This window comes from Streptomyces sp. NPDC006372 (assembly GCF_040612515.1).
Taxonomy (GTDB): domain Bacteria; phylum Actinomycetota; class Actinomycetes; order Streptomycetales; family Streptomycetaceae; genus Streptomyces.
The window spans coordinates 425,731-440,343 of record NZ_JBEXQJ010000002.1 but is presented as its reverse complement, the minus strand read 5'-3'; the positions used below and the strand labels follow the sequence as shown (position 1 = coordinate 440,343).

Annotated in this window: 17 protein-coding genes; 12 read left to right on the top strand and 5 right to left on the bottom strand. The window is 70.2% G+C overall.

The features are described from left to right. Window positions 1-2: 2 nt before the first annotated feature. The 3 genes from ABZ016_RS06475 to ABZ016_RS06465 form a co-directional block, all read right to left on the bottom strand. Complete coding sequence (locus ABZ016_RS06475; protein ID WP_356915382.1) at window positions 3-1,241, bottom strand: hypothetical protein; 1,239 nt, start codon at window positions 1,239-1,241, stop codon at window positions 3-5. Next, entirely contained in the window at window positions 1,231-3,333 is a 2,103-nt protein-coding gene (locus ABZ016_RS06470) for a hypothetical protein (RefSeq protein WP_356915381.1), read from the bottom strand. The genes ABZ016_RS06475 and ABZ016_RS06470 overlap by 11 nt, the downstream gene beginning before the upstream one ends. A gap of 139 nt (window positions 3,334-3,472) precedes the next feature. Continuing rightward, window positions 3,473-4,192, bottom strand: a complete 720-nt coding sequence (locus tag ABZ016_RS06465; RefSeq protein WP_356915380.1) for a hypothetical protein — start codon at window positions 4,190-4,192, stop codon at window positions 3,473-3,475. Between the two features lie 490 nt (window positions 4,193-4,682). On the opposite strand from ABZ016_RS06465, the gene ABZ016_RS06460 reads away from it, so the two are divergent. From ABZ016_RS06460 to ABZ016_RS06405, 12 genes are all read left to right on the top strand, one after another. Further along, window positions 4,683-5,408, top strand: coding sequence for a hypothetical protein (locus tag ABZ016_RS06460; RefSeq protein WP_356915379.1), 726 nt, complete (start codon window positions 4,683-4,685; stop codon window positions 5,406-5,408). 17 nt (window positions 5,409-5,425) lie between these two features. Beyond that, window positions 5,426-6,334, top strand: coding sequence for a hypothetical protein (locus tag ABZ016_RS06455; RefSeq protein WP_356915378.1), 909 nt, complete (start codon window positions 5,426-5,428; stop codon window positions 6,332-6,334). Then, entirely contained in the window at window positions 6,331-7,638 is a 1,308-nt protein-coding gene (locus ABZ016_RS06450) for an ATPase, T2SS/T4P/T4SS family (protein ID WP_356915377.1), read from the top strand. Before ABZ016_RS06455 ends, ABZ016_RS06450 begins: the two co-directional genes overlap by 4 nt. A 46-nt stretch (window positions 7,639-7,684) precedes the next feature. Beyond that, window positions 7,685-8,632 carry a type II secretion system F family protein gene (locus ABZ016_RS06445; protein ID WP_356915510.1) on the top strand — a complete coding sequence of 316 codons (948 nt, stop codon included), beginning with the start codon at window positions 7,685-7,687 and terminating at the stop codon, window positions 8,630-8,632. Beyond that, window positions 8,629-9,555, top strand: a complete 927-nt coding sequence (locus ABZ016_RS06440) for a type II secretion system F family protein (protein WP_356915376.1) — start codon at window positions 8,629-8,631, stop codon at window positions 9,553-9,555. Before ABZ016_RS06445 ends, ABZ016_RS06440 begins: the two co-directional genes overlap by 4 nt. Before the next feature lie 74 nt (window positions 9,556-9,629). Continuing rightward, window positions 9,630-9,881: a hypothetical protein gene (locus ABZ016_RS06435; protein WP_010041603.1), complete on the top strand. Its 252-nt coding sequence runs from the start codon at window positions 9,630-9,632 to the stop codon at window positions 9,879-9,881. Window positions 9,882-9,921: 40 nt separating this feature from the next. After that, window positions 9,922-10,380: a TadE family protein gene (locus tag ABZ016_RS06430; protein WP_356915375.1), complete on the top strand. Its 459-nt coding sequence runs from the start codon at window positions 9,922-9,924 to the stop codon at window positions 10,378-10,380. Further along, window positions 10,380-10,805 (top strand): TadE/TadG family type IV pilus assembly protein, encoded by a 426-nt coding sequence (locus tag ABZ016_RS06425; protein WP_356915374.1) that lies wholly within the window; start codon window positions 10,380-10,382, stop codon window positions 10,803-10,805. Before ABZ016_RS06430 ends, ABZ016_RS06425 begins: the two co-directional genes overlap by 1 nt. Beyond that, window positions 10,802-11,260: a pilus assembly protein TadG-related protein gene (locus tag ABZ016_RS06420; protein WP_356915373.1), complete on the top strand. Its 459-nt coding sequence runs from the start codon at window positions 10,802-10,804 to the stop codon at window positions 11,258-11,260. Before ABZ016_RS06425 ends, ABZ016_RS06420 begins: the two co-directional genes overlap by 4 nt. 51 nt (window positions 11,261-11,311) lie before the next feature. After that, on the top strand, window positions 11,312-11,974 hold the full coding sequence (locus ABZ016_RS06415) for a hypothetical protein (protein WP_356915372.1): 663 nt from the start codon (window positions 11,312-11,314) through the stop codon (window positions 11,972-11,974). After that, window positions 11,974-13,023: a hypothetical protein gene (locus ABZ016_RS06410; protein WP_356915371.1), complete on the top strand. Its 1,050-nt coding sequence runs from the start codon at window positions 11,974-11,976 to the stop codon at window positions 13,021-13,023. Before ABZ016_RS06415 ends, ABZ016_RS06410 begins: the two co-directional genes overlap by 1 nt. A 291-nt stretch (window positions 13,024-13,314) precedes the next feature. Continuing rightward, window positions 13,315-13,545 carry a hypothetical protein gene (locus ABZ016_RS06405; protein ID WP_356915370.1) on the top strand — a complete coding sequence of 77 codons (231 nt, stop codon included), beginning with the start codon at window positions 13,315-13,317 and terminating at the stop codon, window positions 13,543-13,545. A 66-nt stretch (window positions 13,546-13,611) separates the two neighbouring features. Here the strand turns inward: ABZ016_RS06405 and ABZ016_RS06400 are convergent, their stop codons facing one another. Then, a complete protein-coding gene (locus ABZ016_RS06400; RefSeq protein WP_003992223.1) occupies window positions 13,612-13,965 on the bottom strand; it encodes a hypothetical protein in 354 nt (117 codons plus the stop codon). Window positions 13,966-13,992: 27 nt separating this feature from the next. Further along, on the bottom strand, window positions 13,993-14,601 hold the full coding sequence (locus tag ABZ016_RS06395) for a hypothetical protein (protein ID WP_356915509.1): 609 nt from the start codon (window positions 14,599-14,601) through the stop codon (window positions 13,993-13,995). Between the last annotated feature and the right edge of the window lie 12 nt (window positions 14,602-14,613).

The following is a 14,613-nucleotide window of genomic DNA, read 5'->3' as shown; positions in this document are numbered from 1 at the left end:
TGTCAACGGGCCCTTGCGCGGGATGAGTTGAACCCGGCCAACGGGGACATCAGTGAGCCGTACCCCGTCGCGGCCCATACGCTCCGCTCGCCCGGCAGCTCGAAGTAGGGGACCGCGCGGCCGTCCCGCCCCGTGTCGGTCAGCGCCTCGGGCGCGCGGCGCTCCCGCAGCGCGTCCGCGCACTCCTGGCACACCGCCACGTCGAGCCGCTCCCGCCGGCCCAGCGGGCGCCAGCCGGTGCGGCGGGCGGCACGGCCGTGCAGCGGGTTGAAGAAGCAGAGGGGCAGGCCGGGGGAGCCGGTCAGGGCGTCGCGGCCCTCCTGGGCCAGGGCCAGTGCGCCCGCCAGGTCCGGCAGGCCCCGGGCCTCGTCGAGGACCGTGCCGGCGGCGGCGTAGGCGTCGAGGGCGTGCTGGAGGCCGGGTGTCGTGGCGACGTCGGCGGCCTGCGTCGTCTCGCCGAGGGCCAGGACCTCCGCCTGCGCCCGGTGCCGCAGCTCCGCCTCGTCGGCCGCGCGGGCGGTCGCGAACACCAGCTGGGGTACGGCCGGAGCGGCCCCGCGGGAACGGAGCACGGTCCGGGTCGCGAGGACGGTCAGGGCCAGGGCCGGAACGGCGACCAGGGACCACAGCAGCCAACCGGAGTCGCCGGATTCCGGCTTGGCGGACTGCGACCCGGCGGGCGTGGGCGTGGGGCCGTCCAGGTCCGCCGTCGCCTCCTCGTACCGCTGCCTGCCCTTGCCCTCCGCCACCAGGTCCACCGCCTTGGCGGCCACATCGGCCAGCCCGGCGTCCCGCATCTCGTCGAGGAGACCGGCGGCGGACACGGCGTCGCGGGTCTGGTGGGTGTCGGACGGCCACTCGTATCCGTTGAGGGAGTCCGAGAAGTCGCTGTCCGTGGTGATGAGAATGAGCTCCCGCCGCCCCGGAAGCCGGTCCCGGACGGTCCCCGCCAGGACGTCGGAGTCGCCGTCGAACGCGTCGCCCTTGGTGAGCGGCCTGAGCACCACCTTGATGGGCAGGCCCGTCCGGCGGATCCGGTCCGCCAACTGCCGCTGCCGGGCGGGCGGTACGGCGTCGGCGTAGGCCTCGTCGACGTAGACGGGCGAGGTGCGCAGGGCGTTCGCGATGCGCTGCCCGGCGCTCGGGCCGTCGCCGTCCGCCGCCCGGGCGGGCGCGACGGTGAGCACCGTCAGCAGCAGCGCCGCGAGGGCGGTGATCACGCGCTTGACGTCAGTGGACACCTGCGGTCTCCCTCACCTTGTCGATGAGCCGGGCGATGCCGTCCGGTACGGCCGACAGCGGGCCGTCGGTCGCCTCGTAGTACGGGAGGCGGCTGCCACCGGACTCGAGGCCGGGCAGCTTCAGCAGTCTGTCCGGGATGCCGCCCGGTTCGGCGACGGCCGTGTCACGGCAGGGATCGCAGACGGGCAGCATGCGGCGGCGGTTTCCTTCCCTGGACACGCGCACGTGGCGGCGGCCGACGGCGGGGCCGTGCAGCGGGTTGACGCCGCAGCACTGCTCCGTCGCCTCACCGGCGAGCGCGGCCCGGCCCGCTCGCGCGAGCACGATGACGGTGACCAGGGTCGCCGGGTCCGTGTCCCGCTCCCGGGTGCGGCCGGGGTCGCCTTCGACGAGGAGCATCGCCGCGTCGAGGCAGTCCCAGGCCCGGCCGTGCTCGCCGTGGTCGTCCGGCTCGTCATTGGACGGCTCGGTGAACTCACCGATCAGCGACGTCAGTTCAGCGTGCGCGGTACGCCGGAGGTTCGACGCCGACACGGACGCGGACGCCGATGCAGGCGCTGACGCCGGCGACTGGGGCGTGGCGGATCGCCGCCGTAGCAGGGCGCCGACGATCCACGTCAGTCCGGCCGCGATCCCGGACAGCAGGAGCGCCAGGAAGGCGCCCACGAACAGGCCGGGCCAGAAGTCGGTGGCGAAGAGCGGCGGGAGGGTGTGCTCGTCGGCGGCCCTCGGAGCGGGGGCCGGGGCGGACTCGGAACCGGGACGGTCCGTGCGCGGGGTCTCGTCGAGGAAGGTCATCAGCGCGTCGAGGCGCTCGCCGAGGAGGTGGTCGTCGGCCCGGTCCGCCTTGCTGTCGCCGTACGCGACGGAGTCCGGCAGGTCCAGGAAGAGGTGGTTGGAGTCCAGGCGCAGGCCGTGGTTGTAGACGTCGATCGTGCCGTCGGCCGGATCGGCGACCACGTACACCCCGTCCACGCCCACCTTGGCGTGCACGGCCGCGGCGAAGAGGTCCGGGTCACCGGCCGACTCGCTCTCGGGTGTCTGCGGCACGAGCGAGACGTACACCGGGCCGCCGCCGTCGGAACGCCGGAAGTCCCGGATCCGGTCGTGCAGCCGGTCCACTTGCCGGGCGTCGAGGACGCGCGGGCTCTCCGGGTCCGCGTACACGGGGTCCTGCTTCAGGCCCGCCGCGACCCGTTCGACACGGGCGGAGAGGTCGGCGGGGGAGGGGGTGCGCGCCGCGCTGGACCTGGTCTGGTCGAAGACGACAGGGGCGGTGAGGGCGATCGCGGTGGCGGTGAGGGCGGCCGTGCCGGGCACCACCCACCGGGGCAGTCGCCGCTCGGCCCCGGAACGTCGGCGGCGGCGCCGTACATACCCGGCCGACAGCATGATCAGCAGCGGTACGCCGGTCAGCAGCGTCCCCGTGAGGAGCGACTGGTTGCTCCGGTCGGACGGGCCGATGTACATCTCGGCGGGCTCGTCGTCCTCGCTCTTCGCGCGAGCCGCCTCGGCACGGTCCGCGGCCTTCTCCCCGCCCTGCGCGATGACTTCGGCGAAACGCTCGAAGCTCCGCAACGGTCCCGCGTCGTAGGGGAGTTCGTACAGCGCGACGGTGGCGGCGGCGTCGGCCGGGGCGCGGACGCCGTAGGCCGTGGCCTGGGCGACATCCGTGCCCTCGATCAGGACGTACAGCCCGTCGCGCCCGAGCCGGTCGTGCACCGCGCCGAGCAGCTCCTTGCCGCCCGTGCTGCTCTGCATGGGCAGGACCAGGACGTAGGTCGGGACGCCGGTCTTCTTCGCGATCCTGGCGAAGTCGGGGGCGGTGGCCCGGGGCACTTCGCGGGGGAGCTGGTCGGTGACGTAGACCGGGTTCTCGCGGAGGCGGTCGGCGAAGTAGGCGGCCTGGGAGGGCGGGGCGGTGTCCGCTGCCTGGGCGGGGGTGGTGTCCGCTGCCCGGGCCGGGGTGGCGGGTGCGAAGAGGGCCGTCAGCGCGCAGAGGGTGAGCAGCAGGCGGAGGACACGGGTCCGGCCGCCGCTACCTGGCCGCGTCTGTCCTGCGCAAAGCGCGTTCGCCGTGACTGCTCTCACCGTTGTGCCCCCCGCGGTCCGATCGCTGTCCGCGCCGCACTCTACTCGGGGCTTCGCAACTGCTACAGATCGCCCGGTCGCGTACGGCCGGTTCCCCGGCGGGGACTGATCCGGTGGCCGAGGACTGTTACCGGCAGTCTCAGCCCAGCTTCGCGTTCTGCGCCTTCACCACCGCCGCCGGGAGCTTCGCGTCTCCTGGCCGGTCCTGGACCATGGCCATACCGTCGACCGAGAAGTAGACGGCGACGACGTCACCGCTGCGGACTGCCTGCCCATGCATGGTGTGGGTGATGCCTTGGAAGGTCGTCGTGGCGCGGAACGCGATCGACTGGTCACCGGCCTCTGCCACGGGCTTCTCGGTGGCGACGGAGTCATACCTGCTCGTGCCGTTCGCCTTCGCCGTGAAGCCACCGCCGCACGCGGCAACTCCCTTGGACAGCCCGGCGAACGCCGCCTCCGCCTTGCCCTGAGCGTACGTCGCGAGCGTGATGTACGTGAACTTGCTCCCGTCCGGAACGTGGCGGGTCAGGGCGGCCTGCGGCTCGCCGACAGCCAGTTGGTTCATCGCGAGGGCCAGCTGGGCACAGGCCGGCTTGTCGACCGTTACGTCGTCCGCGGACTTGGCGAAGACGTACTCGTCGTCCTTCTTCGAAGGGGCCTTCACATCGAGGCCGGGCACATCGGCCTTCGTGATCATCAACTTCGCGAGCCGCTCGGCCGGAGTCACCTGCTTCGCCTGGGCGGCGGTGGGCTCGGGCTTGTCGGCCGCCGCGTCCGAGCCGGTGCTCCCGCCGCACGCGGTGAGCGTGGTGAGGGACAGCAGGGAAAGGGCGGAGACGGCGAGCACGGCTCGCTTCATGAGGGACTCCTCGTGGGGGGGATGACGACCTGGATGAGGACGCCGCCGCACTCTACTGAACCCACCGTCCGCTTCCGACGGTCCATCGCTCATGGTGTTCACCCTCGCGAGGCAAGAGCGCGTAACAACGCGGCCTCGACTTCGTGAGTGAACCGTGCAGGCATGATGGCCGGGAGGTGTCGAACGCCCCGGGGTGGGGGTGCCTGCGTGGTCGGGGTCGATTCGCTTCAGCACAGCCGGTCTGTCGTTTCAGCCCTTTGCCCAACGGGTCCGCGAACGCCCGAAGTTGCAGATGAGTAACGGCACGTGGTGTGCGTTCCCTGAGTTCGGACGCGTCTTGAGGGGCTTATGTGCGGCTGATACGGTGCCATGGCTTGACACTCACTTCGGCGCTGGCTATCCGGCCAGCTCAGGCGCTGCTCCAGAGGGCCGAGAAGTGTGAAGTGTCCTATTTGGTAAATAACTTCTTGGGTGTACGGGGAGCGGTTGCGTGAAGATCCAAGAGCGTACGGGGGCGGGCGCCGGTCGTTCCGCCGCTCCGGCTCAGGCGTCGGTCGGTGACCGGCTTCCCACACCACCTCGCGAGCGCAAACCGGCCCTGGCCGCGCTCGCGGTGCTGCTCATCCTGGTGGGCGCACTGGGCGCGACGATGCTCGTGCTGCAGGCCGGTGACCGGGTCGAGGTCGTCAAGGTGACGAAGGAGATCCAGGCCGGACAGTCCGTCGGCGACAACGTGACCTCCGTGATGGTCGCCGCCGACGACAGCATCAACTACATCAAGTGGGAGCAGCTGAGCAGCCTCAAGTCGCTCAAGGCCAAGTCCACGATCTACAAGGACACGGTTGTGATGGGGCAGATGTTCGCCGAGAAGGCGAGTCTCCCCGTCGGCAAGGCCTCCGTGGGCCTCGCCCTCAAGGAGGGCACGTACCCCTCGGACATCAAGGCCGGCGACGTCGTCTCCGCCTACCGCGTCAGCACCACCGGCTCCGGCTCGAACAACTCCGACAGCGACACCGGCTCGGGCGGCACCTCGACCTCCGGCGGCGGCGCCATCGTCGAGAACGCGCGCGTGAACAGCGTGGACGAGGGCGACGACGCCACCGTGAGCACGGGCAACCTCTCGCTCACCCTCCTCGTGGACCAGGCCGACGCGGCCGCGCTCGCCTCCGCGGCGGCCGCGAACGAGGTCGCCATCGTGCACGTCCCCGGCAACTAGAAGGCGGCACCCAACCCATGGCGCTCATCGCTCTCGCCGCCGACAAGGGTTCCCCCGGCGTCACCACCGCGGCCGTCGCTCTCTCGGCGGTCTGGCCGCGGCGTGTCCTGCTCGCCGAGGCGGACCCGGCGGGCGGTGACCTCGTCTACCGCAGTGCCGCGGCGCACGGCGGACCGCTCGACCCCAACACCGGCATGCTGTCCATCGCCGCGACCGCGCGCCGCGGACTCGCGCCGGACCAGCTCTGGGACCACGTACAGCCGCTCAGCGGCGGGCTCGAGGTGCTCGTCGGGCTCGGTATCTCCGAGCAGGCGGCCGGGCTCGCGGGGCTGTGGCCGACCCTCGGCCACGCCTTCTCCTCCCTCGCCGACTCCCCGCACGCCGCCGCCGACGTCATCGCCGACTGCGGACGCATCAGCGGGGACACCCCGGCCGTCGAACTGTTCCCGCACGCCTCGCTCGTGCTGCTCGTCTCGCGCACCGAGCCGGAGGCCCTGGCCCGTGTCCGCGACCGTGCCGCCGCCCTGGCCGGCAAGCTGCACGGCGGCCCGCGCGGCGCCGCGACCCTCGCCAACCCGGTGATCGGCGTCGTGCTGATCGCCGACACGGGCACCGCGGGCAAGCTCGCCTCGCAGGTCAACGACATGCTCGTGCACGCCCAGACCGGCGCCCGCGTGGTCGGCACCATCGCCGACGACCCGGCCGGCGCCGACCAGCTGGCCGGCCGCAGGCGCGGGCGTCTCGACAAGTCGCTGCTGATCCGCTCGGCCCGCAAGGTCGCCGCCGATCTGTACCAGCAGTACGGCGCCGCCTGGGCCGCCTCCGCCCAGGCGAACCAGGCCCACCAGGCGCAGCAGGCCCAGCACGTCCAGCACCAGCACCAGCACCCGGGCCAGATGCAGGGCCACGCGGGGGCCGGCACATGACCGCTGTCGACCACCAGTTGGTCAAGCGGTTCCGCCAGGACGCCGGCGACCGCATCGCCGAACAGCGCCGACAGGACCAGATCAACAACGTCACTCCGATGTCCACGGAGGACGAACGACAGTACGCCCGTGCCGTCATAGCCCAGATCCTGGAGGAGTACGCCCGCGCCGAGATCAACGCGGGCCGTACGCCGCTGGACGCCGAGACCGAGGAGCAGTACGCGGCCGCCGTGCACGCCGCGCTGTTCGGCGTCGGCCGGCTCCAGCCGCTGCTGGACAACCCCGAGGTCGAGAACATCGACATCAACGGGTGCGACCAGGTCTTCGTCGGATACGCCGACGGGCGCGAGGTGAAGGGCGACCCGGTCGCCGAGACCGACGAGGAGCTCGTCGAGCTCATCCAGGTCCTCGGCGCCTACTCGGGTCTGTCCTCCCGGCCCTTCGACTCGGCCAACCCGCAGCTCGACCTCCGCCTGCCCGACGGTTCGCGTCTGTCGGCCGTCATGGACGTGGCGAGGCGCCCGGCGCTCTCCATCCGCCGTGCGCGCATGGGCAAGGTGTTCATCTCCGACCTCGTCGGCAACGGCACACTGTCGCCCGAGGTCGCCCACTTCCTCGCCTGCGCGGTCCGCGCCCGCAAGAACATCATGATCGCCGGGGCCACCAACGCCGGCAAGACCACGCTCCTGCGCGCCCTCGCCAACGAGATCCCGCCGCACGAGCGCCTCATCACCGTCGAACGGGCCCTGGAGCTCGGCCTCGACACCTTCCCCGACCTGCACCCCAACGTCGTCGCCTTCGAGGAACGGCTGCCCAACTCCGAGGGGCAGGGCTCCATTCCCATGGCGGAACTGGTGCGACGCTCGCTGCGTATGAACCCCTCCCGCGTCATCGTCGGTGAGGTCCTCGGCGACGAGATCGTCACGATGCTCAACGCCATGTCGCAGGGCAACGACGGCTCGCTGTCCACGATCCACGCCAACAGCTCCCACGAGGTCTTCAACCGTATTTCCACCTACGCGTTGCAGGCCTCCGAACGGCTGCCCATCGAGGCCAGCCAGATGCTGATCGCGGGCGCGGTCAACTTCGTCGTCTTCATCCAGCGGCGCAACAACTTCGGCAACGGCGGCCGCCTCCAGCGCATGGTCACCTCCGTCCGTGAGGTCAACGGCGTCGACGGACGCGTCCTGTCCAGCGAGGTGTTCGCCGAGGCTCCCGACGGCCGCATCGTGCCGCACGCCCCCATAGCCTGCCTGGAGGAACTGATGGCACACGGGTACCGGCCGACCGGGACCTGGGGGTGAGCCGGGGGTGAACACGACTCTCGCAGCACTCGGCTCGCTCGGCTCCATGGGCGGCCTGTTCTCCACCACCGTCCTGTACTCGATCGGCAGCGGCGTCGCCGTCGGCGGCGGCCTCGCCCTGCTCCTCGTCGCCGTACGCGGACTGCCCGCCAAGCCCGACCACGAGAAGCAGAAGGCCGCCCAGCGGGCGAGTGAACTCATCCGCTTCGCCGGGCAGCGCGGCTCGCTCGCCGCGATCGTCGGCCTGGTCGTCCTCGTCCTCACCCGCTGGGCCGTCGCGGGCCTCGCGGCCGGCGTCCTCGTCTTCTTCTGGGACCGCCTGTTCGGCGGCGCCGGTGAGGAACGGGCCGCCATGCGCCGTGTGGAGGCCCTGGCCTCCTGGACGGAGTCCCTGCGCGACACCATCGCCGGCGCGGTGGGCCTGGAGCAGGCCATCCCGGCCTCCGCCCGCGCCGCCGCCCCGGTCCTGCGTCCCCACCTCGACGCCCTCGTCGACCGGCTGCGCGCCCGCACCCCGCTGCCCGAGGCGCTCCAGCACCTCGCCGACGAGATCGACGACGCCTCCGCCGACATCATCGTCGCGGCGCTCATCCTCAACGCCCGGCTGCGCGGCCCGGGTCTGCGCCAAGTCCTCGGCGCCCTGGCCAAGTCCGCCCGCGAGGAGGTCGACATGCGCCAGCGCGTGATGGCGCAGCGCGCCTCGACCCGGCGCTCGGTGCAGATCGTCGTGGCGGTCTCGATCGCCTTCGTCCTCGGCCTGTCCATCTTCAACCGAGACTTCGTGGAGCCGTACGGCACTCCCGCCGGCCAGCTCGTCCTGGCCTGTGTCTGCGGCCTGTTCGCGCTCGGCTTCTGGTGGCTGCGCAAGCTGTCCACCATCGAGACGCCGGAGCGCTTCCTGGTACGTGACGAGGCGTCCGTCCAGTTCGTCCGTCCCAGGACGCCGTCGCAGTCGTCCCAGCAGTTGCCGCAGGAAGAGGGGGTACGGCGATGAACCTGACGATGCCGCTCGTCGTCGGCGCCATCATCGGCCTGGGCATCTACGCCCTGGTCCGCGCCCTCATGCCGAGCAAGCGGAGCGCGGTCTCACAGGTCGCGCGGATCGACGCGATGCGGGCCCGCAGTTCCGCCGCCTACGAGTCGGCGCGCGCCGAGCGGGAGAAGGGCCGCCTCGGGGCGATGCGGGCCGAAGTCGGTCTGAAGGTCTCGGAGTTCTACCTCCAGCAGGGCTGGGAGCAGCGCTCGCTGCGCGCGGACCTGGCGGTCCTGGAGCGCAGCTGGGAGAAGTTCCTGGCGACGAAGGTGCTGCTGGGTGTCGCGGGCCTGTTCTTCGGCCCGTTCCTGTTCGCCATCGTCTGGACGCTGGGTGTGGGCAGGAGCCCGATCATCCCGGTGTGGCTGGCGCTGCTCTTCGCGCTGATCTTCTTCTTCCTGCCGGACCTGGAGGTACGGCGGGACGCGGCCGAGAAGCGGCGCGACCTCCGGCGGGTGATCGGCGCGTACCTCGACCTGGTGTCGATGAGCCTGGCCGGTGGACGCGGTCTGCCGGAGGCCCTGATGGCGGCGGCGGAGGTGTCGGACGGCTGGGCCAACCAGCGCATCCGCAACGCCCTGTCCGACGCCCGTATCACCGGCGTCAGCCAGTGGCAGGCGCTCGGCGCGCTCGGCGAGGAGATCGGCGTGGAGGAGCTCAAGGACCTCTCCGCCTCCCTGGCCCTGGTCGCGGACGACGGTGCGAAGGTCCGCGAGTCCCTCGCCTCCCGCGCCGAGACCATGCGGCACCGCGAACTCGCCGAGATCGAGGGCAGCGCGGGTGAGAAGTCCCAGTCGATGCTCGTCGCGCAGCTGCTGCTGTGCGCCGGGTTCCTGGTGTTCCTGATCTTTCCGGCGGCGATGCGGGTGTTCCAGGTGCAGTGAACCGTGCGTGAGCCTTGCAGCGACCTTCACAACTCCAGAACCTCCGTGAACCGATTTCGAAAGGACAAGACGTCATGAACGGACGTAACTTCCACACCGGCATCCCTGCCGTGGACTTCCTGGTCACCTTCCTCCAGGCGCGTACGGAGCGGGCCCGCTCCGGCGAGCTCGACCGCGGTGCCTCCGCGGTCGAGTGGGTCATCATCTCGGCGGTCGTCGTGGCGATCGTCGGTGTGGTCGCCGCGATCATCAACGCCGCGCTGAGCGAGGGCGCCAACAAGGTCGGCGACTGCATCAAGGGTGCGGACGCGGGCAAGACCTGCTGATCTTCTCAGGGACAACGGAGGGACAACGGGGTTCACGGGGATGCCGGCAGACGTGAGCAGACGGATACGCCGCAGGGTGCGGGCCGCGCGGAGAGCCGCGGCCGCCCGCGGTGACTCCGGCATGACCGCGATCGAGTTCGTGCTGCTCACCCCGGTCCTGTTCTTCATGATCTTCGCGACGGTGCAGTTCGCGCTGTACTTCTTCGCCGACCACGTCGCCCAGGCGGCGGCCCAGGCCGGAGCCCGCAAGGCCCGCGCCACCGCCGACGAACACCCGGGCGGGTGGCGGGGCGAGGCCCAGGACGTGGTGGACAGCTACATCCAGCAGCTGGGTCCGCAGCTGGTGCTGTCGCCGGACGTGACGATGGTGCAGCCGGAGCCGAACACGGTGGGTGTGGAGATCGCGGCGCGGGTGCCGACGGTGTTTCCGGGGCTTGATCTGACGGTGCACGCGCAGTCGGCCGGGCCTGTGGAGCGGTTCGTTCGGGAGGAGAACTGATGGATCCGTCTCCTTCCTGGAACCGCAGGCTGACGGACGACCGAGGCCTGTCCACCGTCGAAGTGGTGATCCTCGCGCCGGTGATGATCCTGTTCATCCTGGTGCTGGTGGCCTTCGGGCAACTCGTGGACGGCCGTGGGGCACTGGACGGTGCGGCCCGGGACGCGGCCCGCGCCGGCTCCATCCAGAAGAACCACGGGACGGCCATGGCCGAGGCCAAGAAGGCCGCGGAGGCCAACCTGGCTGACGTCTGCTCGGGCCCGGTGTCCGTCGTCCAGACGAGCAAGGGCTTCGAGCCGGACACCATCTTCACGGTCGAGGTGAGCTGCCAGGTGCGGGGCCTCGCCATGCTCGGCCTCGATGTCCCGACGACACTGACGGCGAGCTTCAGCTCCCCGCTCGACCCGTTCCGGAGGTCGGCGTGAGGTACTGCCAGTCGTGGTGGGCGGCCCGCCGCGCGTACCTGGACGACCGAGGCTCCGGCGCCGGCGCGGTCATCATCTTCACCCTGGTCTTCCTCTCCCTCTCGGCGTTCGTCATCGACGGCGGCCTGTCCATCTCCAAGCGTGAACGCGCCGCCGACATCGCCGAACAGGCCGCCCGCTACGCCGCCCAGGACATCGACCTGGACGCCCTCTACGAGAACGACGGCGGCCCGGCGCCGATCAACTTCGGGAACTGCAATGCCCGCGTGAAGACCTTCGCCCGCGAGATGGACATGACGGGCGCGGACATCGCGGCGACCCACTGCGTGGCGGCCGACGCCCAGCAGGTGGAGGTCGAGGTGCAGCTGACGTACTCCCCGGTCTTCACGGGGATGTTCTACGGCGGCGACGTGGTCGTCCACGGGCAGGCGGTGGCACAGAACGAGGTCCAGTGAGGCCCTCCCGGCTTCACTGAGCACCGATCCCCCCACAGGAGGTACAACCCCATGCGCACACGCACGACCACGGCGGCCGCGACCGCCCTGACCGCGGTGGTGGCGCTGCTGCTGACGGGCTGTGGTGGCTCGGACGACACTTCGAACTCGAAGGACGGCGACAAGATCGCGGGCGCGGACTCGGGGTCGGGTTCGGCGAACCCGTCGGCATCGGCCTCGGCCGACAACATCGACCGGCCGGAGATCAAGCTGCCATCCGATGTGGAGAACGTCTTCGAGGGCGGCACGACCGGTGACGCGGCCAAGGACGCCGTGCTCGCCGACAACGAGCGGCGTATCAACTCCATCGACGAGGCGATCACCGTCGACGCGAAGAAGTACCCGGCCCTGCGGTTCTACTCCAAGGGTGACGCCCTGGCGTCGGCGGCCTCGTACATCCAGTCCTTCCGCGACGAGGCCCGGAGCTTCACCGGCAAGACCCGCTACTACGACCGCGAGGTCACGTTCCTCAAGGGCGGCGCGGCCTCGGTCACGTATTGCATGGACGCGACCCAGACGTACCCGAAGGACCGGAGTACCGACAAGGTCGACCGATCGGTCAAGGCGTCCCCGAGCGACTACGTCTTCTACAACACGCGTCTGGAGAAGAACGCGAAGGGGGTGTGGCAGACCGCCACCGTCTCGTCCACCGAGGCCGCGAAGAGGTGCATGTGATGAGCCGTACGACTGTGCTGCGCGCCGTCGCGGCGTCGACCCTGGCCGTCGCCGTGGCTGCCGTGCCGTCCACGGCCACAGCCGGTGGCGGAAAGGGCGGCGGCGAGAAGGGCAGCTACGAAGGCGACGCCGAGGGCTCTTCGAAGGACGGGGTCATCAGGGCCAAGACCAAAGTCACGGTCACCACCGGCGGCGGTTCCCGATCCTCCACGGGAACCCTGACCCCTTCGAACAGCAACTGGACACCGCCGGCCTGCTGGTACGAGCCCGCGTTCTCGCCCAAGGAGATCCAGGCCACGGTGAAGTCCTGGCGGGACTTCGACATGCCGTTCCTCTACGGCGTCGGGGACTTCATCGGTGACTCCCTCGACACCCGGTACAAGGACGGCCACCCATACAAGAACTACAACCTGGACAAGCAGGGCGAGGGCATGTTCTGGGCGGCGGCGGTGAACCCCAACCGCAAGGACGATCCCGAAGCCATGTCCTGTGACAAGCCGCCCTTCTGGGTCGACGAGGGCGACCCCCCGAAGGAGCCCCTGGCCGTTTCCCCGAAGGTCCTCGCCGAGTACGCCTACGACGAACTCCCCGTCCCCGACACCGAGATCCAGATGGCGCCGGCGGGCAAGTCCACCGTCAACCTGCCCACCTGGATCTGGCTCGACAAGGCCAAGTTCAAGAAGCAGTCGGTGACGGCGAGCCTCCCCGGCACGGGCCTGTCGGCGACCACCACCGCCGAACCCGTCTCCCTGCACATCGAGCCGGGCACGGCCGACGCCCAGACGTACCCCGCATCCGGCGCATGCGCGATCAACGAGGACGGCAGCATCGGCGAACCGTACGCGAAGGGCAAGGCCGACCAGACCCCGCCCTGCGGCGTGAGCTACCTGCGCGCCACCGGCGACGACGGCCCCTACCCACTGCGGGCCACGGTCACCTGGAAGATCAGCTGGACGAGCACGAACGGCCAGGGCGGCGACCTGCCCGACGGCACATTCGGTACGACACAGGACGTGACGGTGCGGGAGATCCAGTCGGTGAACCGCTGATCCGGAACATTCGACGGATCTGCACACCGTTCACCGTGAGGCCGTGAGAAAGCAGGGCACGGGCAGGGCGCGGCTCCCTCACCGCGTCGCGCATTGCACTGCTGTACCGCGCAACGGCGGGAAATGTGAAGGCGTCGGGTCATTCGGTGCCGGAATGGTCACACTCATGAATTGAGTAACCGAATCCTGCCACTCGCCCATAACCGCTGACTGGCCGACCCTTCTTCCGACGTGCTTTGATCGGTCACGCTCGAGCACTTCGAATTATTGAAACGAAGGGAACCGCCTCCCATGGCCTTCACCCCGCAGATCGTGACCGCCCAGATGTCCGACGCCGATCTGGACACCATCGCCGGCGGCCAGGCGGGCGGCGTCGCCGCGGGTGCCGGTGCCGCGGCCGGCCTCTACGTCGAGACGACGGCCGCCGGCGTCACCGCCGGGGTCGGCGGCGGCCTGGGTCTCGCCGTCTCGCCCGAGGGCGTCGCGACGGACCTGCACCTCAACGCCGGCGTCGCTTCCTGACGACAGGCGTGCGAAGGGCCCCGGATCTACGGATCCGGGGCCCTTTCATTTCGTCCGCGCAGTGGGCTACTTGCCCCCGCCCTTCCCCTTGTCGCCCTTCCCGCCCCGCTTGTCCTCGGTCTTCATGGCGTCGTTCACCTTCTTGGTGAGTTCGTCATCAAGCTTCTTGAACTCACGAACAACGGCATCCGACATACTCGCCAGCGCATCGAGCTGCTGCGTGATGTCCTCACGCCCGTCCTCCCAGTTGGACTCGAAATCATCGAGCGCGTCATTGACACTGCCGTCGCCGATGTCGTCCTTGTAGGACTCGAAGAGCTTCTTGGTGTGATTCAGGCGGGTCTTGATGGAACGCAGCCGGCGCCCGTAGCCCTCCAACTCCGTGAGTGGGAGCGCGAGGTCGCTCTTGCCCTTGCTCATGTGGAATCCCTCAGTCGGTCGGACGACTCAGACGAAACGGAACGTACTCGTCACAGCGTCGAAGATGTCATGGAACGCCTCGGCAAGGTCGAGCACGGGACTGGCTCCCGAGACGAGAACGACCTGGTCGGTGGTTCCCGGTACGGGTACGTACGTCTGGGTCAGCACCATACGCAGCGTGCGACTGTCCCCTTCGGCGACCGGCACGTCCTCGACGCCGTAGGTGCGCGCCGCCGGACCCACCTCCGGAATCTCGACGGTCGTGACCTTGCGCCAGGCGTCACCCTCGCGGCGCGGCGTGATGGTGCGCAGGCTGTCGGCGATGGCCCGGGGGTCTGTGGACAGGGTCGCACCCTGTTTGTTCTTCGCTCCCAGGACGGAGACCGTGACGGTCGCGGACAACGGGATGCCGTCGAAGTTCTCCGCCATACAGCCCATGTAGAGGGCGCCCGAGTCATGAGCGTCCTTGGCCATCTTGCGCAGCATGCTGGTCACATCGGCGCGGTAGGGCGCCAGCTCCGGAGACTCCCGTACCCGTTCGTCGACGAGAGCCCGGACGGTTGCCTCGCGGCCTTCGGGGCGGATGTCGAACTCCCACCACGATTCCGGGACGGAGAGGGAAAGGCCGGTCGGCATGCCACTTTGTGT